This window comes from Algibacter mikhailovii, assembly GCF_014651495.1.
Classification (GTDB): Bacteria; Bacteroidota; Bacteroidia; order Flavobacteriales; family Flavobacteriaceae; genus Algibacter_E; species Algibacter_E mikhailovii.
The window spans coordinates 244,520-270,493 of the sequence record NZ_BMWZ01000002.1; the positions used below are offsets into that span (position 1 = coordinate 244,520).

Consider the following 25,974-nt stretch of genomic DNA (forward strand, 5'->3'; position numbering starts at 1 on the left):
GATTTATAAAGCCACCAATTATAAAACATTAAAACAGATGAAAAATAAGGTTCTTTTTTTACTGACACTAGTTTTTATGTCTGCTCTGTCATTACATGCGCAGCGCGGTGTAAGAATTGGCTATATAGATACTGAATATATCTTAGAAAACGTTCCTGAATATCAAGAAGCATCAGCACAGCTTGACGCTAGAGCACAAAAATGGAAGAATGAGATTCAAGGTAAACTTTCAACTGTTGCACAAAAAAGAAAAGATCTGAGCAACGAAAAAGCTTTGTTAACCCAAGAATTAATTGATGAACGTCAAGAGGATATTGATTTTGAAGAAAACGAAATATTAGATTATCAACAGAAACGGTTTGGGCCTAATGGCGACTTATTTATTCAAAAAAGGTCATTAATGCAACCTATTCAAGATCAAATTTTTTCTGCCGTTCAAGATATTGCAAGTGGTAAAAAATATGATTTCATTTTTGATAAATCATCGGATGCTGTCATGTTATTTTCAGCAAAACAGTATGATTTAAGCGAACAAATTTTAAGAAGCATAAAAAGAACATCAAAAAGAACGCAAGCACAATCAAAAGCAGCACGAAAAGAAGCCGAGAATGAGGAGTTAATTCCTGAAATTAATGAAGAAAAAGAGGCTAGAGAAAAGGCGCTAGAGGAAAAGAAAGTAGCTCGCGAAAGTGCTATTGAAAAAGCTAGGCAAGAAAAATTAGCGGCACGTGAGGCCAAAGTTAAAGCCTCAGAAGAAAGACGAAGAAAAATATTAGAAGATCGAGAAAAAGCAAAACAATCGAAACTAGAGTCCAGAAGTGCAACGACAGAAGCCATAGTCACTGAAGGCGCAGGTGATCTTCAAAAAGCTACTGCTGATGAGAAAGTCGCTGAACCTAAAACAAGAGAACAGCTTATTGAAGAAAATAGACAACGAAAATTAAAAGAACGCGAAGAAAGAAAAAAAGCACTGGAAGAAAGAAAAAGAAAAATACTAGAAGATCGCCAAAAGGCTAAAGACAGTATAAACGCAAGTAGAAAATAAATTTATAACACACTTAACACTTATTTAAAAATGAAACAATTAAAAACTCTATTATTAGCAACTGCATTATGTTTTGTAACCGTTAGTTTGACACAAGCACAAAGCAAAATTGCTCATATAAACACGCAAGAGTTAATTGCAGCTATGCCTGAAGCTAAAGCAGCACAAACGGAGATTGAAACATTGGGAAAAACATATCAAACAGATATTCAAGCTTCCATTACTGAATACCAAAATACAGTAAAACAATATGAAGCTGAAGCCGCTACAAAAACTGATGAAGAAAATCAAAAAAGAGGTTTAGAATTACAAGAAAAGCAACAACGTATTCAACAATTTAGATCAGATGCACAACAAGACATCGCTAAAAAAGAAGCTGAATTGTTTAAACCTATTCAAGAAAAAGCAATGGCAGCTATAAATACTGTCGCTAAAGAAAAAGGGTATCAATATGTTTTAGATAGAGCTACTTTAATTGTTGCCGAAGGTGATGATATATTAGCTGATGTAAAGAAAAACTTAGGCATCTAAAACTTTTACAATATTACATGCTAAAAGCTGCCTTATTCAAGGCAGCTTTTTTTTGTTTCAATGATGACATTCTTCTTTAAATAATAGTTGCTCTAGGTAAACTGTTTTACTTAATTCTTTAATTTATGATGTAACTATAACAATGACTCTATTTAATTTTTATATTTTGTAATAAATTATTAGCATTATTGTCCTTTTAAGTAATCCTTACCAAGTTGTTCTAAAATGAGTACAAACCCTATAGGTATTTTTGATTCTGGTGTAGGTGGCACCTCCATTTGGAAAGAGATTCAATTACTTTTACCCAATGAAAACTCTATCTATCTAGCAGATAGCAGAAATGCGCCATATGGTCCTAAGGGTAAAAATGCAATTATTGACTTATGCGTTAAAAATACGGAATACCTTCTTCAACGAAATTGCAAACTTATTGTAGTGGCATGCAATACTGCTACAACAAATGCTATAGACTATCTAAGACAAACTTATAACATTCCTTTTATAGGCATTGAGCCAGCCATAAAACCTGCTGCCTTACAAACTAAAACCAATGCTGTAGGTATTTTAGCTACTGAAGGTACTTTAAGTAGTGAACTTTTTTCAAAGACTTCTAACTTATTTGCTAGTCATGTTTTGGTTGTTGAGCAAAATGGTAATGGTATTGTGGAACTTATAGAAAGTGGAAAATTATATTCTCCTGAAATGGAATCGCTATTACACCTTTATCTTGAACCTATGATTAAGGCGAATATTGATTATTTAGTATTGGGTTGCACCCATTATCCGTATTTAATACCTCTACTTATTAACATATTACCTAATCATGTTAGGATTATTGATTCTGGTGAAGCTGTTGCGAAACAAACAAAATCCATATTAACACAAAATAATCTACTAAACCAGAAAAAACTTACAACAAAACATTTCTTTTTTACTAATGGTGATCCTGCCATTTTGAAGTCCTTATTAGGCCAAAAGCATCATGTAGAGGATAGATATTTTTAAAAATTAACAAATGTTAACAAAAAAAACACAACACTCTATTTTTTAGCACTTTACATTTGTTTTCTTTGTAAAAAAAAACTACATTTGAGCATGTATCTATCATACATGTAAAGTTTTGAAACTCATTAAAATGCAGCTCCCTTAGGCGCCAATTATAGTAACTCATTTTGATAAATTATCATTATATGTTACCAATAATAAATACTTTCATTATTAATGAGCATCAAATTACTGCTCAAGCTTATAAAAATATACTTATCTCAAATCAAAAGGACTTAAAGTTAAGACTAAATACATACGTCTTAAATGATATTTCTTCGACTATTGAAAACTTTAAGAAGAGCTCTTCCCTTCCCGAGTATCACCTACTTATTTTAGACACAAATGTGACATTTAATAGTACTGATAAGATAAATTCTATTGAAAAGTTATGTCTATTTATCAAACAAAAGTCACCTCAAACAAAACTGATAATTACAACTTCGAGTAAAAATAATTTAAGATTAATTAATTTATTAACTCGAGTGAATCCAGATGGTCTTCTGGTTAAATCGGACATTACAAATCTTGATCTTTCATCTGCGATTAGACGATTATTAAGCGGAAATCCTTACTACAGTAGTTCTGTACTAAAACTTTTTAGAAAAAAAATAGCCCAAAATATAATTTTAGATTCTATAGATACCGAAATACTCAAAGAGTTATCAAACGGTTCAAAAATGATGGAATTATTAAAAATAATTCCTCTAACCAAATCAGGGATTGAAAAAAGAAAACGGCGGTTAAAACAAATTTTCCATACCAAAACTAATAGTGATCGTGAGTTAGTCTTATCAGCAAAAGAACAAGGCTTTCTATAATTTTACACTTTCGCTTCCTTTTAGTACACAATTCACATTTTAGATAAAATACATAAGCTATATCTTTAACAACTCATTGGTTTTATAAATAGTCTATGTATATCATCAAGCGATACAAGTAAAACACACCGCGTCTATTTATTAACCAATACCGCAATACAGTTAAAACCATTGTAATACCATAACGCGTAATTCGTCTCCCTAAAGACTTCTTAAAAAGTTTTAGTCTAAAACATGTTATTAAACTAATTAACTGATATAAGGAGTATGGTGAAAATCCTTCAAAGAGTAACCCTAACAAGTAATTCAATTAAAATGAAAAGACACGATGAATGCCGTTGTATATGTCCGCCTTCGCCACAACTTGAGGAGAAAATTAAAAGTACAAAACAGAAAATACTCGGGGAAGCTGGATTTGAAGATATTGATGATATCGATATTTTAGATATGAGTACATTTACTTTAATAATTAACAGACCCAAAAAAACGCGTGCTCATGATCATGTCATGTCTGCCTCAAGAGCCCCAGTAACAGGAACAAAAAGAGCGTTAGTACTCTTGGTAGATTTCTCGGATAAATCGGCAGTGAAAAACCAAGCTCATTTTAACAACCTCTTGTTTTCCCAAAACACTTATTCAACGGGTAGTATGCGCGATTTTTATAAGGAAGCATCCTATGGAAAATTAGATGTTACTGGTGCCGTAAAAGGACAGAATGGCGTTACTCCAGGATGGTTTAGAGCACCAAGAGCAAAATCTTATTACACGAATAATGATTTTGGCCATGGTTCTTACCCCCGAAATGCACAGAAGCTTGTTGAGGATGTTATTGATTTAGCAGCCCCTCATGTTAATTTTAGTCCTTATGACAATGATGGCGATGGCTTTGTAGAAGCCTTGATTGTTATTTGTGCTGGATCTGGAGGTGAAGCTACTGGAAACAAATCAGATTTTTGGTCTCACAAATGGGGTATTTCTCCAAAAACTGTTAATGGGGTTAAAATAAACAAATATTTTATGGCTCCTGAAGATGGTAGAGTGGGCGTAATGGCTCATGAATTAGGACATTTACTTTGTGGCTTACCTGATCTTTATGACACAGATTACAGCTCAAAAGGCACAGGTAAATGGGACCTTATGGCCGGCGGAAGCTGGAATAATGGAGGGCATACACCAGCACATCCCTCAGCTTGGTGTAAGGTCAAATGCGGTTGGGTTACACCTACAACTGTTTTTAATGACACAAAAAATATTACTTTAAAACCATACCATGTTAATCAAGATATCATAAAACTACCCATAGGGAATGCGAATAGTAAAGAATATTTCTTGCTTTCAAACCGACAAAAGCATGGGTTTGATAAAAACATCCCTGGAGAAGGTATGATTATAGAACATATTGACGACCATAAAGGAAATAACACCAATGAAAATCATTATTTAGTAGATATAGAGCAGGCAGATGGTCAAAGACACCTTAACACCAATACTAATAGCGGAGACGCAAATGACACTTTTCCTTCAGGAAGTAACAACGCTTTTACACAGACTTCAAACCCAAACAGTAAGACCTATGCAGGATCAGACTCAAAGGTGAAAGTGACCGCTATCGCTAAATCTGGCAGTAATATTACCGCTACCGTCTCTAGTGGATCAGGAGGCACTTCATGGGTAACAAAAAAGGTAACACGAACATACGCCTCACCGCATTCCAAAAATGCTTGGGCTAATCTTCAATCTATTGGATGGCGAAAAATTGAAGGAACTTCTATAGATGGTGTTACTAATCTTTTTGTTCTCTTAAATGAAGCTCGAGTTAAAAATAAAATGGTTACCGCTAGCATAGACAATAATTTTATAAAAATTGCTTATTTAAATTAGACCAGTGTCAATTTCAGTAATAATAAAATCAAAAAATAATTAATCCTTTAAAAATATATATTATGAATTTTTCTAATAAACAAGTTTTAAGAACTTATGCATCACCTCATTCAAAAAATGCCTGGGCAAATATTCAGAGTATTGGATGGAGAAAAGTAGGTCAATTAACTACTGATGGAGTTACTAATATGTTTGTAATGCTTAATGCTGCCAAGGCAAATAGCAAAACCGTTTCGGGGACTATAGATGCAAATAATCAAATTAGCCTATTATATCTTTAAGCCACAACAGGTTTTATAGGCATACAAATCATAAAGTCTATTCTTGATTATAGTAGACTATGACAAATCATGATTTTATCACATAGGTATAACAAGCAACCTATAAAATCACAAACCATTAAATTAAAAAATTAAAAATATGATGACAATAAATTTTAATATGGGTAATGACAAAGCATTTGAATCAACCATGGAGTCGTATGGCAGTTCACCTGCTCCCATATCCATAAACACCTCTTCCCATGAGGAAATTGAACACGGCGCTCCCTCGCCTGAAAATTTTGAAGAAGAACTTCAAGATTCTCAAGGGGCTTCTGCGCCTAGGCCTGAGCACTTTGATGACGCTCCAAACTCCAGTGAAAGCTTAATGCCCTCTCCTGATTTGGAAGAAGAATCTATGGCTATTGAACATTCAGATCATATGATACCTGAACCTTCAGACATGGAAGAAGTTGCTCCGCCAACAACAACAAAAAAAACAACAAAGAAGACAACTTCCAGATCTAAGGCTAAATAAAAATAGTTATCTTAACATTAAATTTTTAACCTGAACCTTGAGCCAAGGTTCAGGTTAATTTACTAAATATGCTGAATATGCAACTTGCACCAAACAAAACATCCATTGAAGCAACGGTAACCGCATTATCAAACAACCAAGAAGAGATTAGTGTTGTCATAATAAAACTACCGCCTGAAAAACCTTTACCTGCCTTTCTACATCAAGGAAAAATGGTTAAGGCAAAAAACCTATCGCCTACCAATAATACAATAGAGTTACAAATAGGCGATATTATAAACGCAGAAATAGAGGTTATGGGAGATCCTTTTACACAAACCTATTTACTTCATAATATTTCAAAAGCCAAGGACTCCCTTTGAAAATTCTTCGCTAAAAACGTATTGAATAACAAATGCCTACATTATTCCTTAAACCAGCTTGAATATTCTATATAATTATCTGCAATTCGATTAATTTCACCCGAGATTAATTCTTTACTTATATCCTTTACTTTTTTTGCAGGGACACCGGCATAAATACTCCCAGATTCCACGAGGGTGTTTTGAGTAATTACGGCGCCAGCGGCAATAATACTATTACTTTCTACAACAGCGCCATCCATTATAATACTTCCCATACCCACTAAAACATTATCATGAATAGTACAACCATGAACTAAGGCATTATGTCCGATGGATACATTATTACCAATAGTTGTAGCAGATTTTTTATAAGTACCATGAATCACAGCACCGTCTTGTATGTTAACTTTATTTCCCATTTTTATAAAATTAACATCTCCTCGAACTACAGCACTAAACCAAATACTACATTGGCTTCCTGTTGAGACATCCCCAACTATAGTGGCGTTCTCTGCTATAAAACAATCTTCTCCAATTTGAGGTGATTTCCCTTTTACTGCTAATATTACTGGCATAATTATTTCCTTTTTTATTTAAAATATGATAACAAATTTGATTTTCTTGAGGCTGAAACTGAAATTTGTTTCCTATTGATTAACGTCACACTTCCCCCCTTGCCTTTTACATATTTCACTACTTTATCAATATTTACAAGATAAGATTTATGTACCCTTACAAAACTAGTACCCTTGAGTACATCTTCAAAATATTTTAATGTTTTACTTACTACCTTTCTCTTGTCATTAATTAAATATATTTCAGTATAGTTATCATCTGCCTTGCAATATAAAATATCTGAAGTGTCTAATACCTCAAAACCATCCAATTGAGGTATCGTTATTTTACCGGTGATTTTATTCGTCTTTGGTATGACTACTTGATTTTCAAGTCTATCCTCCTTTAGTTTTAATTCTGTCACAAAATCCACCGCTTTAATTAGTTCGTCTATAGAAATGGGTTTCATTAGGTAATATGAAGCATGTGCATTTAAAGCATCGATAGCATAATGGTTATAGGCGGTAACAAAAATGGTTTCAAAATTTACATCGCCTACTTTTTCTAACAAATCAAAGGCATTACCATAAGGCATTTCAACATCTAAAAACACCAAATCCAAAGTATTATTCCTGATTAAAACTAGCGCATCATCAATATTATCAGCTTCTCCTAAAACAGTCACATTAGGACAATACTTGTTGAGATAATTTTTTAAAATTTCTCGACTCGTTTCCTCATCTTCTACTATTATGGCCGTTAATTTCATTTAATCTTTTTTTAGGGTTACAAGAACTTTCGTTCCTAAATCGTCTTCCTCTTGAAAATCACTAATTACGATATCAACTTTATCTTTATACATTTCATTCAAAATGGACACTCGTTTTTTAATATTCCCCATGCCTTTAGAATTCTGTTTCTGCTGGTTTTCTGTTTTTAGTGCCTTTGATTTTTCTCGTCCAATACCATTATCTGAAATAGCAATTTGTATTTCATCTTCTGCAATTCGTGTTAAGACTATTTCTAATAATCCTTTTGTTTTTTTATATCTGAGCCCATGCCAAACAGCATTCTCAATATAAGGTTGTAACAGCATAGGCGGAATAACAAACTCCTTAATTTTTATATTGTCATCAACCTGTATATTATAGTCAAACTTATCCTGAAATCTAAAATGTTCTAGTTTAGTATATAATTGTAATAACTCCATTTCTTTTTCTAAAGGAATGAAATCTTCTTCACTATTTTCTAAAACGGCACGCATTAGCAAGGAAAAATCAGACAAGTATTTATTTGCTGTTCTTTCATCATTTAAAGCAATAAAACTATTTACAGAATTCAAGGCGTTAAAAATAAAATGGGGATTCATTTGACTTCGCAAACTTTTTAGCGCCAATAAATTATTAGCTAGGCGCTGCTGTTTTATGAATTTATACATTAAAACTCCAACCACTAACAAAAATAGAACACCTCCAATAAGTGAATAAATAATTAGCTTTTGACGTTTTGACTGTTCTTGAGTTAACTGATATTTACTCTCAGACAATGCTCTATCAGCTTCCAAACTAGAAATTCGGTTTTGTTTGCTAACAATATTTTTACTAAACCTCGCTGCTTGCGAAATTTCTTGTTCTTTTAGAGCGTATAATGCATCAACAACCAGAACATAATCTTGATAAGCTAAAAGCGCTTTATCAAACTGGCCGGCGTCACGATAAACTTCTGATAATTTCCTAGTGGCATCTTTCTGAACTAACAAATCCTTCTTACTATCTGCCTCCTCAATACTTTTTTGCAAATAAGGAATAGCACTACCATAATCTTCCTGAAAGGCATAAGCACGCCCAATTTTATAATTTTGTTTTTGTGGTGTTAAACTACTTTCATTGGCAAAAACCGAATCTTGAGCAATATCTTCTAAGTCATTTAGAGCTTCCTTTCTTAACTCAATCTCATTAGAAAACTCATTCATTTCGCCTTTAAAATCGGCTACTTTTATTTTTTCTTCAATTGCCCTTTTCTTATTTTGGCTATTAGCAAGTTGCATTGATTTACTAAAATAGGCATTGGCATTTTCAGGCTCCCCTTTTTCATTATATGATTGGGCTATTTTAGAATTTAAATCCGTAACCTTTATGGTGATCGCATTTTCCTGAGCAACTTGTAAGCCTTTTTTATAAGCACTTATAGCCTTCATATGTTCCTTTATCGAAAAGTAAACATCGCCCTGCCCTTCATAGAATTCAACCAACTGATGATTTGATAGGCTATTTTTGTTTAAACTACTGTAGGTTTTTAAACTTTCTTGAAAATTCTGAATATTCTTGTAAGCTTCGGCAAGTTTAAACTTAACCGGAATACTATTCCGGTTTTGAAGACTAATCCTATAATTGGATACAGCTAAATCATATTGCTTCCAATAACTATAAATATCACCTAAAACCTTGTAAGCATTCGCATTGTCCTCAATAGATTTACTGGTAGAAAGTGCATTGGCAATAAACTGAATACTTGTCTTGGCGTCTTTCTTTAAATAGTATTCTGCAGAATCAATGGCTGAATTATAATCTTCATAATCCTGCGGACGGAAGCTTTGCCTAGCTTTTGAAGTTTCAAGATCTTCCTCATCATTAGGCTCTACCATTATTTTAATATCATCATTGTTTTTAACCGTGTAGAAAACGGTTTCAAAATCAATATGACGTATCGTAAGCTCATCACCTTTTTGGGCTTGTATTCTAAACTCACCTAATGCATTGGTGGTCGTGTATTCGCCTCCGGTAATTTGAATATTTACATTAGAAATAGGGGCTTTAGTATCACTTTCTATTACAGATCCTTTAATTGTGAGTATTGGTCCTTGACCTAATAAACCTTCACCATTCTGGGCCCATGACATGAAATTTATACATACTAAGAAAAAAAAACAAAAATATTTATTTGATAGCTGCATCTCTTGTTTTAAGTAGGATAAACTTACGTACTTTACTTGGTATACTAAAATTGTCAATTAACAAAATACCTCGATACACTTGACAAAAATTCCGGTTCACAAATTCATAAGGCTTCTACACGCATTGAATAACCTGTATTACTCAAAGCACCTTTTCTCATAAGAAAGTTCGACTTGGTTTAAAGCAGAAAACCTAAAAAATAATAACATATTGAAGTTCATAACGGATAAGTGAAAGCTAAAAAGGAACATTCAAAGGGAATTATAAACCACGAAGATTCCTTAAACCCCCTTCTTAGTATTTTATTAGTTCACTGCAGGACACTCGCAATCATAACGCTCTTTTCTACAGCTAAAATTATATCCTAGAGTAAGTTGATGAAAGCCACCATTAGTAAAAACTACGGAGTTTGTTTGATGCGTATAATTATATGCGAACATAAAATTATTATAATTTACACCTATTATAGGAGAGATTTGCTGCAACTTTTGACTATTAATTGTTCCACTATTGGTTAAATATTCAGCACCATCTAAACTTTGTCTATAAGACAAGGCGCCCCATAATCTTCCAAAATCCATCTGCTTATAAGCTTTGGCATTAAAATCAAAAATGGCTTCCTGCGTGCCTTCTTTGTATTGAAATAAAACAGAAGGTTCAAAACTCCATGTACTACCATATTTATTAAACACATAACCCGTAGAAATCAGATAGCGTCTCAGGTTGCTTGTAATTTCAATATCATTATTAACCCCCGAGTTATTGAGTAAATTCTTAATAGTAGCATGGGCATAAAAATCAAGAAAATGATATGAAAACCCTAGGTCTATATTAAAATTAGTTTCACTTTGCACGACACCACTAATAATTGGGTCTGCTACTGGTGCCCCATTCAAAAATGAAGTCTCATCCAACTGATACTGTATGAAACCTGCACTTAACCCAAAAGACAACATATTTAAATCAACTTCACTTCGCGAAAACATCAAATGATGGGCATAGGTAGCATAGGCCCCTGTTTGGGAGTGATATCCATTTTTATCAGTATAAACAATACCCCCTATTGCAGAAGGTGAATCTCCAATGCGTCCGTTAGCACTTAATGTGAGTAACTTTGGGGCATCATCTTGGCCAAACCATTGTTGTCTGGCTGTTAACCTTATTTTAGAACAGTTAGCAGCGCCAGCCATAGAAGGGTGAATTAAATAATAATTATCGGTAAGATAATCTGTATATATAGGCAACCCTTCTTGAGCTAAACCAACATACCCAATAAGGTACACACACACATAACATAAAATATTTTTCAATTTCATAAGATTGGTTAAATTGGCCTTCTGGAGCTATTAACGTTTAATTTATTGAGATATTATCGTTAAATAAAAGGAGCTAAAGCTTTCTCCCCTCATTTTCTTAAGTCTACAACAAAAACCAAATATAAAATTATCTTTTAGTACTTTTGTCAAAAAATAGCTAAAATGAATAATTTCAAGGTTTCTGTGCAGGAAACATCCAATACTTCTATAGTAAAGTTTGAAGTAAACCAGTTTATAACAAAGCATCAAAGTTTCGAATTTAATAATATAGATGAGGCTAAATCTTCACCTTTAGCTCAACAATTATTCTATTTACCTTTTGTTAAAAAAGTTTATATCTCAGGAAATTTTGTAGCCGTTGAACGCTATAACATAGTAGAATGGAGTGATGTCCAAGACGAAGTAGCAGAACAGATAGAAGCGTATTTAAACGAAGGAGGTATAGTGGTAGAAGATACGGCTGCGCCAAAAAAGGTGCCAGTAACGGTTTATGCCGAAAGCACACCAAACCCATCAGTAATGAAGTTTGTATCTAATAAAAAAATAGTTACAACACTTTTTGAATTTACTTCTATTGATGACGCAAAATTATCACCATTAGCGATAGAACTTTTTCACTTTCCTTTTGTTAAAAGCGTTTTTCTAGATGAAAACTATGTCTCTATCACAAAATATGACATGGCAGAATGGCAAGATATTACTATTGAAATTCGTGAATTCATTAAAAATTATATCGAACAGGGTAAAGAAGTTGTGTTAGCCAATGCTGCTGAAACCCTAAAAAAATCCTCAGAACAATTAGATAGTCATTTCGAAACCTTAGATGACACTTCTAAAGAAATAATAAATATACTTGAAGAATATGTGAAACCTGCTGTGGCAAGTGATGGCGGTAACATTCAGTTTATTTCTTATGATGCTAACACAAAAAATGTGAGTGTTATGCTTCAAGGGGCATGTAGTGGTTGCCCTTCTTCAACGTACACCCTAAAAAGTGGCATTGAAAATATGCTAAAAGAAATGTTACCGGGAAAAATAGAAATGGTAGAAGCCATAAACGGATAATAAAACAAATAAAAGTAAAACAGGCGTTCATCACATGAGCGCTTTTTTTATGCTCAATTTTAGCTAACTTTGAAACATGACATATCTCAAAATATTTATAGCAGTTCTTTTACTTACAGGTTGTAAAGGCAAGAATTCAGAGCCCATGGAACATCCATATACCAATAATTTAATAAATGAATCGAGCCCCTATTTATTGCAGCATGCACACAATCCAGTAAACTGGAATCCATGGAATGAAAAAACACTTGATCAGGCCAAATCAGAAAAAAAGTTAATTCTCATTAGTGTTGGGTATGCCGCTTGCCACTGGTGTCATGTTATGGAACATGAGAGTTTTGAAGACAGTTTAGTAGCACAAGTAATGAATAAGAATTTCATTAATATTAAAGTAGATCGCGAAGAACGGCCTGATGTAGATCAAGTTTATATGAGTGCAGTGCAACTGATGACTGGTAGTGGAGGTTGGCCAATGAATGTTATTGCTCTTCCTGATGGTAGACCTGTTTGGGGAGGAACCTATTTTGAAAAAGATCAATGGTTAAGTGCACTTGAACAAATCTCTAAGTTATATGAAGAAGATCCCAACAAACTTCTGGAATATGCTGATAAACTAGAACAAGGTATAAAATCGCTTGGTGTAGTTGCCTTAAATAATGAAACCCCAAAATTTGAAAAAACCTTTATCGATAAGGCTTTAGAAAATTGGACAAATCAGTTTGATCATGAACTCGGAGGCTTAAGTAATGTGCCCAAATTTATGATGCCCAATAACTATCATTTTTTATTGAGATATGCCTATCAAACTGATGACAAAATGCTCCAAGATTACGTTAATTTAACACTAAAAAAAATGGCGTATGGTGGCATCTTTGATCAAATAGGTGGAGGATTTTCTAGATATTCGGTTGATGCGAAATGGCATGTTCCTCATTTTGAAAAAATGCTTTATGATAATGGTCAGTTAGTTAGTTTGTATGCTGATGCTTACCTCATCATGAAAGATGAATTATATAAAAATATTGTTACCCAAACATTGGAATATGTTCAAAATGAAATGACCACTGAAAATGGTGCATTCTATTCTTCCTTAGACGCTGACAGCACTACTCAAGCTGGCGAACTAGAAGAAGGTGCCTTTTATATCTGGACGGAAGATGAGCTTAAATCTCTTCTAAAAGAAGATTTTGATCTCTTCTCCGATTACTATAATGTGAACAATTATGGCGCATGGGAGCATAATAATTATGTCTTGATTAGAAAAGAAGATGACGCATCCATAATAAAAAAACATCAAATAGACGCCAATACCCTATCATCAAAAATAGAAAACTGGAAAACAGTACTCCTTAAAGAACGTAACAAAAGGGCTAAACCTAGATTAGATGATAAAACCCTGACGTCTTGGAATGCATTAATGCTTAAAGGTTATGTAGATGCCTATCGTGTTTTTGGCAATAAGGAATACCTAGATTCTGCTATAAAAAACGCAACGTTTATTATAGAAAACCAGCTGAGAGCAGATGGCGGCCTCAACCACACGTATAAAAACGGGGTTAGCAAAATCAATGGCTATCTGGAAGATTATGCCGCAACTATTGATGCCTTTATTGCCCTTTATGAAAACACCTTAAATGAACAATGGCTAAATAAGGCTAAGGAGTTAAGCGATTATAGTTTTAATCATTATTTTGACAAGTCGAGTAGTATGTTCTTTTTTACATCCAATGAAGACGAATCCTTAGTAGCTAGAAGCACAGAATACCGAGATAATGTTATACCAGCTAGCAACTCCATCATGGCTAAAAATCTATTTAAGTTATCCCACTTTTTTGACAATACCCATTATGCACAAACTGCTATAACCATGCTTAACAACGTTAAACCCGAAATGCAAGAGTATCCCTCTGGCTACTCTAATTGGTTTGATTTAATGTTGAATTACACCCAACCTTATTATGAAGTGGCCATAGTTGGTAAAGAGGCTAAGGATAAAATTAACGACTTAAACAAAACTTATATCCCAAATAAATTGATTGTAGGTAGCGTTTCAGAAAACAATATGCCTTTATTGAAAAATAGATATAATCCTGAAAAAACGCTAATATATGTGTGCGTAAACAAGGCCTGCAAACTACCTGTGTCAGATATTAATGAGGCTATAAAACTTTTAAAAGAATGAGTGTTTTAACTATCATATTAATTTGTATAGTAGCCCTAGAGCATATCTATTTTCTGATTTTAGAAATGTTTTTATGGACTACGCCAAAGGGCATTAAAGCCTTTGGTTTAAAATCAAAACAGTTTGCAGAAGACACAAAAGTATTGGCCGCCAATCAAGGACTATATAACGGTTTTTTAGCTCTTGGTCTAATATTTTCTGTCATAGAAAAAGATTTAAGATATGCCGTTTTTTTTCTATTTTGTGTGACTATCGCCGGCATTTTTGGTGCTTACTCAACAAAGCAAATTAAATTATTCTACATTCAAGCGATTCCCGCAATATTGGCCTTAGTGAGCTGCATATTATAAAAAACAATGATAATTCACTTTAAGTTAAAAAAAAACATTAAATAGTTTTAATTTTACATATCTAATAAATTAAAAAAAATATGGATTTAGAAAACATTGACACATCAAAATGGGCTGACTTAGCCTTAGATTATGGCGTAGAATACGGACTTAAAATTCTTGCAGCTGCCGCCATATGGATTATTGGTTCTTGGATTATCAAAAAATTACTAAAAGGCACTAAAAATTTTATGTCTAAAAGTAGTTATGAGGAAAGTCTTCAGAAGTTTTTATTAAACTTATTAAACTGGGTTTTAAAAATTGTATTAATTGTTATTGTTCTTGGAACAGTTGGCATTGAAACCACTTCATTTGCTGCATTAATTGCTGCTGCAGGTTTAGCCATTGGTTTAGCATTACAAGGTTCTTTAGGTAATTTTGCCGGGGGAGTTTTGATTATGATTTTTAAGCCATTTAAACTTGGTGATTTAATTGAAGCTCAAGGTGAAATTGGTGTTGTAAAAGAAATTGAAATATTCACTACCAAACTTACGGGCTTATCAAATAAAGAAATTATTATTCCTAATGGTTCATTATCCAACGGAAATATAGTTAATTATAGTACAGAAGGTACGCGTCGTGTAGACCTTACCATTGGAGTAAGCTATGAGGCAGATATCAAGAAAACTAAAGAGATATTAATGGAAGTCCTTACCTCTGACCCGAAGGTTCTAAAAGACCCAGCACCCTCTGTAAATGTTTCAGAGCTTGCTGATAGCTCTGTGAATTTTGCAGTAAGACCTTGGAGTACTACCGCAGATTACTGGGATGTTTATTTTGGTATAACAGAAAAGGCTAAAATAGCTTTAGATAAAGCTGGTATAGAAATTCCTTTCCCACAGGTAGTAGTTCACAAAAACAGCTAAGATTTAGGCTTGGGTTTTAGTGCTACAAAATCTTTTAAATAATAAGGTTCAAAATAAGCAACATCCTCGATGTTGCTTATTTTATATTTATTAAAGGCTAATAAACTCATTTCTTTAGCTGAAGGCAATCTATCCTCGATAAAGGCGGCATTTGGGTGTTGAATTAGTGTTTTTGTTTTTTCTACACCATTACCAATAAAATAGACCTTACCTTTTTCAAGGTACTCAGCAAATGAAGAAGCTTCTAAAATCTCTGCTTGCGTTTCCCTTATTTGCCTATAATTGGTGTCAAAAATTGCGGAATACACCTCCATGCGTCTAGCATCAAGCATGGCAACTATATACCCGTCTTGCAATTCAACTTGATACGCCAAGGCCATTAAGGTAGATACAGAGATTAAAGGTTTATCAAGAGCGAAGGACAAACCTTTCGCTGAAGAAACCCCTATACGCAAACCGGTGTAAGACCCTGGCCCTTTACTAACAGCAATGGCAGATAAATCAGTGGCACTTATATGGGCTTCTTTTAAAACCGATTCAATATAAACATGTAATCTTTCTGCATGAGAATAACTCCTATCGTTATCTTCTTTCAAAGCAATGGTTTTGCCGTTTTTGGAAAGCGCTACAGAACAATTGGTAGTCGCTGTTTCAATATTAAGTATATATGTACTCAAATTAATTGATTAAAGGTTTGCCCAGGTAAAAGTCTAAAACTTTTGTCTTAAACACAAAATTATATTTAGAATTGATAAGATTAGATTCTGCATTAATTAAACGATTTCTCACTTGCTCAAATTCAAAGGCATTCATAACACCCAAGTTATAACTTTCCTCTGCATTTTTAAAAGCCTCTTTTTGGGCTTCTAAAGAAACCTTAGAAGCTTCAAATTGATTAAAAGCTGCTTTAGCATCTGCATAGGCCTGCTCAATATTTGTTCTTAAATCCTGTTTCTCCTGTTCCAGAGCATAGGCAATACGTTCATTATTGATTCTAGCTCTATTTACATTAGCCTTTGTCTGTAATCTATTAAATATAGGAACACTCAAATTAAACCCAAAATTATACCCTAGATTATCACTTAATTGTTTCCCAAATCCATTGGGTATAAAAATAATGTTTGGTGGATTATCTGGATCGATAATAGGCCTTACATCATCCTGTCCTTGCTGATGTTGGTAAGAAGTAAACATCCCTGCTCCAAAACTAAGTGTTGGATAGTAGGCACTTTTTGCAATATCAACACCTAATTCAGAGTCTTCAATATTCAATTCGGCTTGCCTAATTTCTGGTCTGCTGGTAAGCGCGTAGTCATAAATATCATCAGCGCTTTTATGTTCCAACAATACAGCTGGTAATTGCATTTCCATATCTTCAACATCAAATCCTCGATGAGAAATTTGTAGCAATTGAGCCAAGCTTAATAAGGCCAAATCTACATTGTTTCTAACATTAGTTAATTGCTCTTGATCACTTGCCAATTGTGCCTGAACATCAAATAAATCTGCTTTCGGCCGCACCCCAGAGGCCACCAATTCTTTAATTTGCTCTAGACGTTTTTGAGTCACAAGAATTTGCTCATTGGCTACTTTTAAGTTTTCTTTATTGAGAAGAACACTCAAATATTGATTCACTACATTAAGTGAAATATTATCTTTCAAAATTGCCAATTGTAACTTACTAGATTCAATACCAAGCTTAGCTTGCTTATAAGTACTTGTATTTTGAAAACCATTAAAAAGTATAACTCCCGTATTCAATCCAAAAGTATTCCCGCGAGCATCTGTAGAAATTCGACGTTGATCCTGATCAATAAATGACCCAAAATTATAACTCTGTGTAGCCGATCCCGCTAAATTTGGCATGAAATTACCCTTAGCTGTAATTAAGTTTTCATCAGCTGTACTAACGTCGAGCGTGGTTTGTTTCACTCTAATATTGTTCTCCAATGTATAATCTACACATTCTTTTAAAGACCAAACCTTAGTTTCCTGACCTAAAGCAGAAAGTGATATTAAGGCCACAAAAAGTAAGCCCACTAAATTATGCTTCTTCATCTTCTTCATTATCTTTTGATGCCTTATTCCAAATCTTTATTTTATCACCTTCCTTAATACCATCAAGAATTTCAATATTGATACCGTCTGAAAGTCCAAGTTCAACATCACGCTTCTTAAACTTATTATCCTCCTGCATGATTTCAACAAAAGGCTTTTCTGTTATTCTATTGTATTGAAGAAGCGCTTCTCTAATGGCTAGTACGCTATCTTTGGCTTCTAAATCAATTTCCGCATTTGCGCTATACCCCGCCCTTATGTTAGCTATAGAATCAATAGTCACATCTGCTTTAATGGTGAATTGTACCGCGCCGTTCTCCTCGATACCCTTTGGTGCTACAAATGTTAATGTAGCTGGAAATTCTTTATCTTGTATAGCTCCTAAAATCACTTTTATTTCCTTGCCTTCACTCACTTTACCCACTTCGGCTTCATCCAGTTTTCCTTCAAAAATCATAAAACTCATATTAGCAATTGTGGCTATAGTTGTACCTGCATTAAAGTTATTACTCTGTATGACTTGGTCTCCTTCCCGCACAGGAATTTCAAGTATTGTACCTGATATTTGAGCAATGATATTGGTGTTTGCAGAACTGCCTCCAGAGATAGATCCCATTTTTATAATCTGATAATCATTCTGTGTTTGAGTCAATGATTCTTTTGCCTGAAAATAAGACAGTTCACTGTTTTCAAAATCTTGCTTAGATATCACCCCTTTATCGTAAAGTGCTTTATTTCTATTGTATAATGTTTTTGCATTTTCAAATGATAATTTGGCTGTTGCAATTCTACTCTTAGCACTTACAAGATTTTGCTCATTTGGAACCACCCGAATATTAGCAATTAAATCTCCCTTTTTTACCACATCCCCTTCTTCAACTAAAATCTTATCTACAATTCCCGAAATTTGAGGTTTAAGTTCAATCTCTTCTTCAGGGTTTAATTTGCCAGTTGCAACGGCTTTAGTATTTATAGAGGTATAAAACGGTTCTTCTACCTTATAATCCACAATACTCTTAGAATTAGCGTCCTTAAAATACTTCAACACAAAAGCAAGCAGTACAATTACTACTAGGACTAAAATAATTTTTACTGTTTTATTCATTTTATTTTGATTATTTATTCTTCTCTTAATGCCTCAATAGGTTTTACACTTGTTGCCTTAAAGGCAGGTATTAAACCTATTAATGTTCCTAAAATTATTAGAATTATCATGGCTAAAAACACGACACCAATGGAAACAGAAGCGTTTACTATTGCCGCATCCTCTCCTTGACCAAAAAAATGATCTAGGGCAATTAAAATCCATCCTCCGGAAATAACACCAAATAATCCCGCTAACAAGGTTAAAAAAACAGCCTCAACAACAATTTGCCTTTTAATCTCAAAGGGGGTTGCTCCCAAGGCACGCCTTAAACCAATTTCTTTGGTACGTTCTTTAACCGTTATGAGTAAAATATTCCCAATTGCAAAAACTCCAGCTATTAATGTTGCAATACCAACAAACCAGGTTAAAAATTGCATGCCTTTTAAAAAGCCAGTTACCTTTCCAATTTCCTTGCCCGCATTAGCACTTGCTAATGCCCGGGTATCTTTAGGATGAATGTCGTTCAGATTTTTTAATAATAATTTAGTATCCTCCTCTATTTGCACAATATCATAATCTAGTTCCCCGGTTATCATTAACCACCCTATACGATCTCCCGTATTGTAAACTTGTCTAAACGTTGAAAACGGTATATGCACATCTGTTGATGGCCCTAAGTTTAAATTTCCACGTTCAAACATGCCAATAACTTTGAAATTGATATCATCAATCACAATATATTTACCTATAACTTCTTCATTCTTTTCAAATAATTGTTCATAAGTCCCATCAGAAATAACAGCGACTTTTCTATGATTATCGATATCATTCTGATTTATAAAGCGGCCATGAATTAATTTTTTCTTTTGTAAATCATCCAACAAGGGATAATCTCCTGCCGTTCGAAAACTACCAGAAAGAAAATTTCGTTTAATCATTTTTGTTTGCTGAATTCTTGGGAGCACAAACTCAACACCTTCTACATTTTCTTCTATTTTTTTTGCGTCAGACAAAGACAAGTTTACACGTCTCCCTTCTTGAAACCCTTTAAATGGCATTCCTGTACTTTGTCCCCAAACAAATACACTATTCGTAGCAAAATCACCAAACAATCTGTTAAAGGCATTCTCTATACCTCTTGCTGAGCCCAACAATCCAATAAGTAATAAAATACCCCACCACACACCAACCATAGTTAGTATGGATCTTAGCTTATTTTTACTTAAGCTATCAAAAACTTCTTGCCACGTATCTCTATCTAATAAAAATTTTAGCATAATTAATCGTTTCGTAAAGCTATAATTGGTTTTATTCTAGATGCCTTTTTAGCCGGTAAATATCCTGCTAAGGTTCCCGCTATAATCAATGTTAGGGTAGCACCAATGACTAAACTATTGTCTACTCCAGGATCTTTAATAAAATATTCTTTCAAACTGGGCCCCACGGCTTCCAAAACCCCAACCCCTATTAGCAGTCCAAAATATCCTGCAATAGCTGTAATGATGATAGATTCAATTAAAATAATGGACACAATAGATCTTGGAGATGCGCCCAAAGCTTTTCTAATTCCTATTTCTTTGGTCCGTTCTTTCACTATAAAAATCATGATATTGCTTATTCCAACAATACCAGCAATTAAAGTTCCGAAGCCAATAACGAGGATAATAATGGTTAAACTAGAGGTCATCACATCCACTTGCTTCGTACCTTGGGCCATATTAAAAATTCGAATAGCCCTTTGATCACTTCGAGCAACATCAAATCTATCCTTTAAACTTTTTTTAATCGAATTCCCAAATGACAAAGCTTGATCTGAATTCATTTCAGGGTTATAAGTCAAATGCATTAAATCAACATAGTCATTATTCCCATAAACCGACTGCATTGTGGATATGGGCATATAAATAACATTTTCCTCATTATCCCCCTCATCATCTGTAAAAACACCTACAACTTTATACGGGATACCACTTAGATTAATGTATTTACCAATAGGATTTGTTTTGGAGAACAATTCATTTTCAACGGCGCGACCAATAACCACGACCTTAATTTTATTCTCAACATCATTTTGATTGATATAACGTCCATCTTTAATAACATTATTTTCAATAAACATGTACTCAGGATAAACCCCTCTTAATTGATAATTGTTTTTCTCTCCTCTAAATGATGCATTTACACTTTTATTTACTTTAGAAGTAAAGTACTGCACTTTATCGCCATACTTATCTAATAAAAAATCTCGGTCTTCATTTTTAAACTGAATTTTACGCCCTGCTTGAAGCCCATTATGTGCTTCTGATGTCCTACCCGAATATATAACAATGGAATTATTGGCATCTGTACCAAAAGCCTCTTCAAAAGTGTTTTCTAAGCCATTAGCAATTCCAAAAAGAATAGTAAATAATAAAATAGCGAAAGTCACTGTAAACCCGGAGAGCAAACTTCGCGTTCTGTTCTTATTAATACTTTGAAATATTTCGCGCCAAAGGTCTAAATCAAACATATTGCAAGGCACTTACTTGATTCACTTTCTTATCCTCCATGATTACACCATCTCTTAAACGCACAATACGCTTACACATATTTGCAATATCCTCTTCATGCGTTACCATTAAAATGGTCTTACCTTCGTTATTCAATTGCTGTATGAACGCCATAATATCATAGGACGTTTTTGTATCCAGTGCGCCTGTAGGCTCATCTGCAAGCAATAATTTAGGATTTGCAGCCAATGCTCTTGCTATCGCTACACGCTGCTTTTGACCGCCGGATAACTCCTTAGGCAGATGCTTAGCCCAATTGGCCAAACCGACTTTTTCAAGATGAAACAATGCCTTTTCTTGACGAGCCTTACGTTTCATACCTTGATAATACAAAGGCAATGCTACATTTTCAAGGGCATTTTTGTAGTTAATTAAATTAAAGGATTGAAAAATAAAGCCTAAAAATTTATTGCGATAAACAGCGGCTTTCTTTTCTGTCAGGTTTTTAATAGGCAACCCATCAAGGATGTAATCTCCAGAATCTGCCTCATCTAACATGCCTATAATATTGAGTAAAGTCGATTTACCTGAACCTGAAGATCCCATTATTGCAACCATCTCGCCTTCCTCAACTTCGAGATTAATACCCTTTAAAACATGTAAACTGGAATCACCTATTGCATAGGATTTTTGGAGCTGATGAATCTTTAACATGACTTTGAATCAATTATTAGAGCTAATTACTTGTTAGTAAGACTAGCGATACAAAGAAATGTTACAAAATATACTTAAAAAAGTATTTATTATTTATTTAACGAATTGTACTTCCGATAGATAAAATAGCCCAACCCTCCAACAAGTAAATAGGGGATAGCCATTAAGTACACAATACCATCATTAATCCCTTCTGCAGCAGTTTGCCCCTCTTCACTTTCCAAAACGGCACGACACATCGCACATTGCGCATTTGTCTCAAGAAGCACGAACAAGAAAAGAATTAAGAAGCAAATTTTCTGTTTCATTTTACACATAATAAGGTGAAATCATAATATAGACAATCACTCCGGTGACTGCAACATATAACCAAAGTGGAAATGTAACACGGGCTATTTTTTTATGTCTTTCAATATTATTTGTGATGGCTCTTACGTAAGTGATTAACACAAACGGAATAACGGTAATAGACATGACTATATGGGTCAATAAGATAAAATAATAAAAATATTTAACTGCACCATCCCCACCAAATTTAGTAGAATCACTAGTCATATGGTAGGCTACATACATTCCTAAAAAAATAACCGATAAAACAATAGCAAACGTCATAAGGCGCTTATGGAGTTTTACTTTTTTATTTTGGATGGCTATAAAAGCAAGTACCAAAACAAGCGCGGTCAAAGCATTTATTGAGGCATAAATTGGAGGTAAAAATGTTAATGGCTCAACATTTGGTATTTTCACGCCGAACAGAATGGCCACTACCACAGGTATTAGTATTGATAAAACAACAATTAACTTATTGTATTTTTTTTCGTTTAAAATGTCTTCTGAACTACTCATTAAGTAACTTTTTAATATCCTGTTTTAAATCGCTTATTTCTTCTTCCACACCATCTTCATCAACTTGTTCTTCTTCTGAAACTATCCCTCTGTAATAAATTATGGGATTACCAAAATTATCCCTTCTTGAACGTAAAAACCCATTCTTATCTATTAATGCAAAATTGCCTGAATGTTCAAAACCTCCAGCAGCATCTGCTTCCTCTGCCGAATATAGATTAAAACCTTCATTTGATAATTTATAAATGGCTTCTTTATCTCCGGTCATTAAATGCCAATTAGGATTGGTTATACCATATTGTTCGGCATAGGCTTTAAGCACTTCCTGATTATCATAATCTGGATTTATAGAAAATGAGGCCACGCCAAAATCTTCAAACCCCTTAAAAGCCTCCTGTATTTGTATGAGGTTTTTATTCATCCTTGGGCAAATTGTTGGGCAGGTTGTAAAAAAGAATTCAACAACATAAACCTTCCCTTCATAGTCCTTATTAGTAATGGTTTTACCATCTTGATTTTTAAAAGCAAACGCCGGCACTTTTTTGGGTTCGCCGTTAATTTCAATAAAGGACAAATCTGAAATAGCCGTCTTACTTTTATTAGTGAAATCACTACGACTTTCGTTTCTTATAACATCTCCACTAGTAATTCTATCTATAATTCTTGGAACAAAAATAATCCCAAAAACCAAAATAATAAAAGCTATGCCTATATATGAGTAATTCGATTTTTTCATCCAATTAATTTTTATCCTTACCTAACAAATCATCAGCCCTCCTAGTATCAGAATTGAATTCGCCCTTTCTTTTCTGTCTATATTCAGTAAATAAAATACGTAAATCATCACTCATCTTATTCTTTATTTCAGAAACCTCAATACAATCATACCCGCTTAAGCCATAAGCTTTCTCTTCTTTTTCAATTTCTCGATCAGTTCTATCATCTAATCGACCTCTTTGATTTAAATCTTTATCGACAATGTAGACATTATCTGTAGACAGATCAGAAGCCAGATCCTCTTTAGAATTCAAACTAAAATAAAGGCGCTTAATATCTGATGGTTTACCAAAAACAAAATGCCAAAATCTTAAATCTTCATAGGAACTTATTTCTGACTTTAACAACTTTACATCGCCTTCGGTCCCTTCTGGCATAACCACAACAATTTGAAAGCGTTTAAACCCCTTAAATTTATCATAAACCAACTCCTTTAAATTAAGTGCAGTTGTTGTTTTATTCATAGGGTTTTCACCTAAAAAACTAAGGACCGTAATATGGTCTTTTAAAACAATGTCTTCATTAGAATCTGCATGGAATGCATCTAAATCTAATACAGATTCATTTACAATATCTAATGGTGTATAATTGTGAGTTGCTGGATACAAAAACAATAAAAATGTAACAGGCAGAAAGAATAAAATTCCTAAAATCACATACCGACTTACTTTCTTATAATTCATTGAATAATAACATTCTTATTGCGAAATAAAACTGTGCAAAAATAAAAAAAGGCGGTTTAAAAACCGCCTCAATATCTCAATTTAACTAATTATTTAATTAAAAGTCTCTTTTAATATATCCTTCATCATATACTCTAAACACATAACCACCTTCTTGTAACAAGATAAATATTAAATATAGTATTAAGAAGATTCCTGTCCACACCACCATACGTCTTAATCCTTTTGTCTCATCACGCATGTGCATGAAATCCCATGTGATGTAATATGCTTTTACTATTGTTAATATGATAAATATCCAGTTTAGAGCTTTCATCCCTAAAACTTTAACCATTAAAGATTCAGGCTTTATAATACCCAATACAACTTCTATTACTGTTACAATAGTTAAGAAAATTAAAACACCCCAAATTTTTTGTGTATTGGATTTGAATTTTAATAATCCTCTAAATATTTCTAATTTATGTTCGTGTGCCATTTTAATATTTGTTTAGATTTCCTTTTTCAGGAAATGAATATATATATACTTATATAATTAAACTAGGTAGAAGAATGTAAATACAAATACCCATACTAAATCTACAAAGTGCCAGTATAACCCAACTTTTTCAACCATCTCATAACTTCCACGACGCTCATAAGTTCCTAATATAACGTTGAAGAAAATGATGATATTAATTACAACTCCCGAAAACACGTGAAAACCGTGAAACCCTGTAATAAAGAAAAAGAAATCAGCAAATAAAGGAGAACCATATTCATTAACATGAAGATTTGCACCTTCTACAACTAATTTACCGTTATTTTTAATCTGCTCTAAAGATTCGGCCCGAGACAAAACAGTTTTCTCACCATTCTCAGTTAATGTTTGTGTTCTCACCAATATATTTTCATGAGCTTCTAGGCCATGTAATACTTCATCAACAGAATACGTTGGCAATGTCCCTTCAGAAACAAACCACAAACCATTCTTATCTTCATGCTGTGCACGCGCGGCATGATCATCAGACGTTACAAAATCTTTTAACGCTACACGATGACCATCAGTATCTACAAACTGTAAAATGTTACCACCTTTAGTTTGTACTGCGCCATAATCACCTTTAATAAATGTATTCCACTCCCAAGCTTGAGATCCCACAAAAATTAAACCACCTAAAATAGTAAGAAACATATAGATAGTCACTTTTGACTTATTTAAATGATGACCTGCATCTACGGCTAATACCATAGTAACAGAAGACATAATAAGTACAAAGGTCATAAAAGCCACATAGTACATTGGTGCATCTACACCGTGTAAAAATGGAAAGTGCGTAAACACTTCATCGGCAATTGGCCATGCATCAATAAATTTGAATCTTGAAAACCCGTAGGCTGCTAGAAAACCTGAAAATGTTAAGGCATCCGAAACGATGAAAAACCACATCATCATTTTACCATAACTTGCTTGTAAAGGCTGATTACCTCCGTCCCAAGTTTTAGTTTCTGTTTCAGCATTTACAACTGTAGTACTCATATATAATGGT

The 25,974-nt window shown here is 33.7% G+C and carries 28 protein-coding genes; 12 read left to right on the top strand and 16 right to left on the bottom strand.

Annotated elements, in window-relative coordinates; all coding sequences use genetic code 11:
• Positions 1–37: 37 nt before the first annotated feature.
• The 8 genes from IE051_RS04480 to IE051_RS04515 all read left to right on the top strand — a co-directional run bounded on the left by IE051_RS04480 (position 38) and on the right by IE051_RS04515 (position 6,482).
• Positions 38–1,045, top strand: coding sequence for an OmpH/Skp family outer membrane protein (locus tag IE051_RS04480; RefSeq protein WP_189359581.1), 1,008 nt, complete (start codon positions 38–40; stop codon positions 1,043–1,045).
• A 30-nt stretch (positions 1,046–1,075) separates the two neighbouring features.
• Complete coding sequence (locus tag IE051_RS04485) at positions 1,076–1,576, top strand: OmpH/Skp family outer membrane protein (protein ID WP_189359582.1); 501 nt, start codon at positions 1,076–1,078, stop codon at positions 1,574–1,576.
• A gap of 225 nt (positions 1,577–1,801) precedes the next feature.
• Positions 1,802–2,581 (top strand): glutamate racemase, encoded by a 780-nt coding sequence (murI, locus tag IE051_RS04490; protein ID WP_189359583.1) that lies wholly within the window; start codon positions 1,802–1,804, stop codon positions 2,579–2,581.
• A gap of 185 nt (positions 2,582–2,766) precedes the next feature.
• Positions 2,767–3,441 carry a response regulator transcription factor gene (locus IE051_RS04495; RefSeq protein ID WP_189359584.1) on the top strand — a complete coding sequence of 225 codons (675 nt, stop codon included), beginning with the start codon at positions 2,767–2,769 and terminating at the stop codon, positions 3,439–3,441.
• A gap of 315 nt (positions 3,442–3,756) precedes the next feature.
• The gene (locus IE051_RS04500) at positions 3,757–5,322 is read left to right on the top strand and encodes a M6 family metalloprotease domain-containing protein (RefSeq protein WP_189359585.1); all 1,566 of its coding nucleotides are present in this window, start codon (positions 3,757–3,759) and stop codon (positions 5,320–5,322) included.
• A 62-nt stretch (positions 5,323–5,384) separates the two neighbouring features.
• Positions 5,385–5,603 (top strand): peptidase M6, encoded by a 219-nt coding sequence (locus tag IE051_RS04505; protein ID WP_189359586.1) that lies wholly within the window; start codon positions 5,385–5,387, stop codon positions 5,601–5,603.
• Positions 5,604–5,742: 139 nt separating this feature from the next.
• Positions 5,743–6,120, top strand: coding sequence for a hypothetical protein (locus tag IE051_RS04510; RefSeq protein WP_189359587.1), 378 nt, complete (start codon positions 5,743–5,745; stop codon positions 6,118–6,120).
• Between the two features lie 77 nt (positions 6,121–6,197).
• A complete protein-coding gene (locus IE051_RS04515; protein WP_189359588.1) occupies positions 6,198–6,482 on the top strand; it encodes a hypothetical protein in 285 nt (94 codons plus the stop codon).
• A gap of 41 nt (positions 6,483–6,523) precedes the next feature.
• On the opposite strand, the gene IE051_RS04520 is transcribed toward IE051_RS04515, so the two are convergent.
• The 4 genes from IE051_RS04520 to IE051_RS04535 form a co-directional block, all read right to left on the bottom strand.
• Positions 6,524–7,039 (bottom strand): gamma carbonic anhydrase family protein, encoded by a 516-nt coding sequence (locus tag IE051_RS04520; protein ID WP_189359589.1) that lies wholly within the window; start codon positions 7,037–7,039, stop codon positions 6,524–6,526.
• A gap of 14 nt (positions 7,040–7,053) precedes the next feature.
• The gene (locus tag IE051_RS04525) at positions 7,054–7,788 is read right to left on the bottom strand and encodes a LytR/AlgR family response regulator transcription factor (protein ID WP_189359590.1); all 735 of its coding nucleotides are present in this window, start codon (positions 7,786–7,788) and stop codon (positions 7,054–7,056) included.
• Positions 7,789–9,918, bottom strand: a complete 2,130-nt coding sequence (locus IE051_RS04530) for a histidine kinase (protein WP_229796729.1) — start codon at positions 9,916–9,918, stop codon at positions 7,789–7,791.
• A gap of 360 nt (positions 9,919–10,278) precedes the next feature.
• Positions 10,279–11,289: a PorP/SprF family type IX secretion system membrane protein gene (locus IE051_RS04535; RefSeq protein WP_189359592.1), complete on the bottom strand. Its 1,011-nt coding sequence runs from the start codon at positions 11,287–11,289 to the stop codon at positions 10,279–10,281.
• Between the two features lie 162 nt (positions 11,290–11,451).
• Here IE051_RS04535 and IE051_RS04540 point away from each other — a divergent pair, with 162 nt between their 5' ends.
• The 4 genes from IE051_RS04540 (at position 11,452) to IE051_RS04555 (ending at position 15,791) form a co-directional block, all read left to right on the top strand.
• A complete protein-coding gene (locus IE051_RS04540) occupies positions 11,452–12,354 on the top strand; it encodes a NifU family protein (RefSeq protein ID WP_189359593.1) in 903 nt (300 codons plus the stop codon).
• 76 nt (positions 12,355–12,430) lie between these two features.
• The gene (locus IE051_RS04545; protein WP_308427695.1) at positions 12,431–14,536 is read left to right on the top strand and encodes a thioredoxin domain-containing protein; all 2,106 of its coding nucleotides are present in this window, start codon (positions 12,431–12,433) and stop codon (positions 14,534–14,536) included.
• Positions 14,533–14,886: a DUF1304 domain-containing protein gene (locus IE051_RS04550; protein ID WP_189359594.1), complete on the top strand. Its 354-nt coding sequence runs from the start codon at positions 14,533–14,535 to the stop codon at positions 14,884–14,886. Before IE051_RS04545 ends, IE051_RS04550 begins: the two co-directional genes overlap by 4 nt.
• Positions 14,887–14,966: 80 nt before the next feature.
• Complete coding sequence (locus tag IE051_RS04555) at positions 14,967–15,791, top strand: mechanosensitive ion channel family protein (protein ID WP_189359595.1); 825 nt, start codon at positions 14,967–14,969, stop codon at positions 15,789–15,791.
• Here the strand turns inward: IE051_RS04555 and tsaB are convergent.
• The 12 genes from tsaB to IE051_RS04615 all read right to left on the bottom strand — a co-directional run bounded on the left by tsaB (position 15,788) and on the right by IE051_RS04615 (position 25,964).
• Positions 15,788–16,468, bottom strand: coding sequence for a tRNA (adenosine(37)-N6)-threonylcarbamoyltransferase complex dimerization subunit type 1 TsaB (tsaB, locus tag IE051_RS04560; protein WP_229796730.1), 681 nt, complete (start codon positions 16,466–16,468; stop codon positions 15,788–15,790). The genes IE051_RS04555 and tsaB overlap by 4 nt on opposite strands.
• A 1-nt stretch (position 16,469) precedes the next feature.
• Positions 16,470–17,849, bottom strand: coding sequence for a TolC family protein (locus tag IE051_RS04565; protein ID WP_189359596.1), 1,380 nt, complete (start codon positions 17,847–17,849; stop codon positions 16,470–16,472).
• Positions 17,836–18,954, bottom strand: coding sequence for an efflux RND transporter periplasmic adaptor subunit (locus IE051_RS04570; RefSeq protein WP_189359597.1), 1,119 nt, complete (start codon positions 18,952–18,954; stop codon positions 17,836–17,838). Before IE051_RS04570 ends, IE051_RS04565 begins: the two co-directional genes overlap by 14 nt.
• A 14-nt stretch (positions 18,955–18,968) precedes the next feature.
• A complete protein-coding gene (locus IE051_RS04575) occupies positions 18,969–20,213 on the bottom strand; it encodes an ABC transporter permease (protein ID WP_189359598.1) in 1,245 nt (414 codons plus the stop codon).
• Between the two features lie 2 nt (positions 20,214–20,215).
• Entirely contained in the window at positions 20,216–21,445 is a 1,230-nt protein-coding gene (locus IE051_RS04580; protein WP_189359599.1) for an ABC transporter permease, read from the bottom strand.
• Positions 21,438–22,139 carry an ABC transporter ATP-binding protein gene (locus tag IE051_RS04585; RefSeq protein ID WP_189359600.1) on the bottom strand — a complete coding sequence of 234 codons (702 nt, stop codon included), beginning with the start codon at positions 22,137–22,139 and terminating at the stop codon, positions 21,438–21,440. The genes IE051_RS04580 and IE051_RS04585 overlap by 8 nt, the downstream gene beginning before the upstream one ends.
• An 89-nt stretch (positions 22,140–22,228) precedes the next feature.
• The gene (locus IE051_RS04590; RefSeq protein ID WP_189359910.1) at positions 22,229–22,447 is read right to left on the bottom strand and encodes a CAMCR motif-containing small membrane protein; all 219 of its coding nucleotides are present in this window, start codon (positions 22,445–22,447) and stop codon (positions 22,229–22,231) included.
• A gap of 1 nt (position 22,448) precedes the next feature.
• Positions 22,449–22,985: a DUF420 domain-containing protein gene (locus IE051_RS04595; protein ID WP_189359601.1), complete on the bottom strand. Its 537-nt coding sequence runs from the start codon at positions 22,983–22,985 to the stop codon at positions 22,449–22,451.
• Positions 22,978–23,721: an SCO family protein gene (locus IE051_RS04600; protein ID WP_189359602.1), complete on the bottom strand. Its 744-nt coding sequence runs from the start codon at positions 23,719–23,721 to the stop codon at positions 22,978–22,980. The genes IE051_RS04595 and IE051_RS04600 overlap by 8 nt, the downstream gene beginning before the upstream one ends.
• Positions 23,722–23,725: 4 nt before the next feature.
• A complete protein-coding gene (locus tag IE051_RS04605) occupies positions 23,726–24,445 on the bottom strand; it encodes a hypothetical protein (protein ID WP_189359603.1) in 720 nt (239 codons plus the stop codon).
• A 97-nt stretch (positions 24,446–24,542) separates the two neighbouring features.
• On the bottom strand, positions 24,543–24,923 hold the full coding sequence (locus tag IE051_RS04610; protein ID WP_189359604.1) for a cytochrome C oxidase subunit IV family protein: 381 nt from the start codon (positions 24,921–24,923) through the stop codon (positions 24,543–24,545).
• A 57-nt stretch (positions 24,924–24,980) separates the two neighbouring features.
• The gene (locus tag IE051_RS04615; protein ID WP_189359605.1) at positions 24,981–25,964 is read right to left on the bottom strand and encodes a cytochrome c oxidase subunit 3; all 984 of its coding nucleotides are present in this window, start codon (positions 25,962–25,964) and stop codon (positions 24,981–24,983) included.
• Positions 25,965–25,974 lie beyond the last annotated feature (10 nt).

Coding starts and splice junctions, on each gene's coding strand:
- IE051_RS04480 (WP_189359581.1), top strand. CDS start 38: ATGAAAAATAAGGTTCTTTTTTTACTGACACTAGTTTTTATGTCTGCT.
- IE051_RS04485 (WP_189359582.1), top strand. CDS start 1,076: ATGAAACAATTAAAAACTCTATTATTAGCAACTGCATTATGTTTTGTA.
- murI (WP_189359583.1), top strand. CDS start 1,802: ATGAGTACAAACCCTATAGGTATTTTTGATTCTGGTGTAGGTGGCACC.
- IE051_RS04495 (WP_189359584.1), top strand. CDS start 2,767: ATGTTACCAATAATAAATACTTTCATTATTAATGAGCATCAAATTACT.
- IE051_RS04500 (WP_189359585.1), top strand. CDS start 3,757: ATGAAAAGACACGATGAATGCCGTTGTATATGTCCGCCTTCGCCACAA.
- IE051_RS04505 (WP_189359586.1), top strand. CDS start 5,385: ATGAATTTTTCTAATAAACAAGTTTTAAGAACTTATGCATCACCTCAT.
- IE051_RS04510 (WP_189359587.1), top strand. CDS start 5,743: ATGATGACAATAAATTTTAATATGGGTAATGACAAAGCATTTGAATCA.
- IE051_RS04515 (WP_189359588.1), top strand. CDS start 6,198: ATGCAACTTGCACCAAACAAAACATCCATTGAAGCAACGGTAACCGCA.
- IE051_RS04520 (WP_189359589.1), bottom strand. CDS start 7,039: ATGCCAGTAATATTAGCAGTAAAAGGGAAATCACCTCAAATTGGAGAA.
- IE051_RS04525 (WP_189359590.1), bottom strand. CDS start 7,788: ATGAAATTAACGGCCATAATAGTAGAAGATGAGGAAACGAGTCGAGAA.
- IE051_RS04530 (WP_229796729.1), bottom strand. CDS start 9,918: ATGTCATGGGCCCAGAATGGTGAAGGTTTATTAGGTCAAGGACCAATA.
- IE051_RS04535 (WP_189359592.1), bottom strand. CDS start 11,289: ATGAAATTGAAAAATATTTTATGTTATGTGTGTGTGTACCTTATTGGG.
- IE051_RS04540 (WP_189359593.1), top strand. CDS start 11,452: ATGAATAATTTCAAGGTTTCTGTGCAGGAAACATCCAATACTTCTATA.
- IE051_RS04545 (WP_308427695.1), top strand. CDS start 12,431: ATGACATATCTCAAAATATTTATAGCAGTTCTTTTACTTACAGGTTGT.
- IE051_RS04550 (WP_189359594.1), top strand. CDS start 14,533: ATGAGTGTTTTAACTATCATATTAATTTGTATAGTAGCCCTAGAGCAT.
- IE051_RS04555 (WP_189359595.1), top strand. CDS start 14,967: ATGGATTTAGAAAACATTGACACATCAAAATGGGCTGACTTAGCCTTA.
- IE051_RS04565 (WP_189359596.1), bottom strand. CDS start 17,849: ATGAAGAAGCATAATTTAGTGGGCTTACTTTTTGTGGCCTTAATATCA.
- IE051_RS04570 (WP_189359597.1), bottom strand. CDS start 18,954: ATGAATAAAACAGTAAAAATTATTTTAGTCCTAGTAGTAATTGTACTG.
- IE051_RS04575 (WP_189359598.1), bottom strand. CDS start 20,213: ATGCTAAAATTTTTATTAGATAGAGATACGTGGCAAGAAGTTTTTGAT.
- IE051_RS04580 (WP_189359599.1), bottom strand. CDS start 21,445: ATGTTTGATTTAGACCTTTGGCGCGAAATATTTCAAAGTATTAATAAG.
- IE051_RS04585 (WP_189359600.1), bottom strand. CDS start 22,139: ATGTTAAAGATTCATCAGCTCCAAAAATCCTATGCAATAGGTGATTCC.
- IE051_RS04590 (WP_189359910.1), bottom strand. CDS start 22,447: ATGAAACAGAAAATTTGCTTCTTAATTCTTTTCTTGTTCGTGCTTCTT.
- IE051_RS04595 (WP_189359601.1), bottom strand. CDS start 22,985: ATGAGTAGTTCAGAAGACATTTTAAACGAAAAAAAATACAATAAGTTA.
- IE051_RS04600 (WP_189359602.1), bottom strand. CDS start 23,721: ATGAAAAAATCGAATTACTCATATATAGGCATAGCTTTTATTATTTTG.
- IE051_RS04605 (WP_189359603.1), bottom strand. CDS start 24,445: ATGAATTATAAGAAAGTAAGTCGGTATGTGATTTTAGGAATTTTATTC.
- IE051_RS04610 (WP_189359604.1), bottom strand. CDS start 24,923: ATGGCACACGAACATAAATTAGAAATATTTAGAGGATTATTAAAATTC.
- IE051_RS04615 (WP_189359605.1), bottom strand. CDS start 25,964: ATGAGTACTACAGTTGTAAATGCTGAAACAGAAACTAAAACTTGGGAC.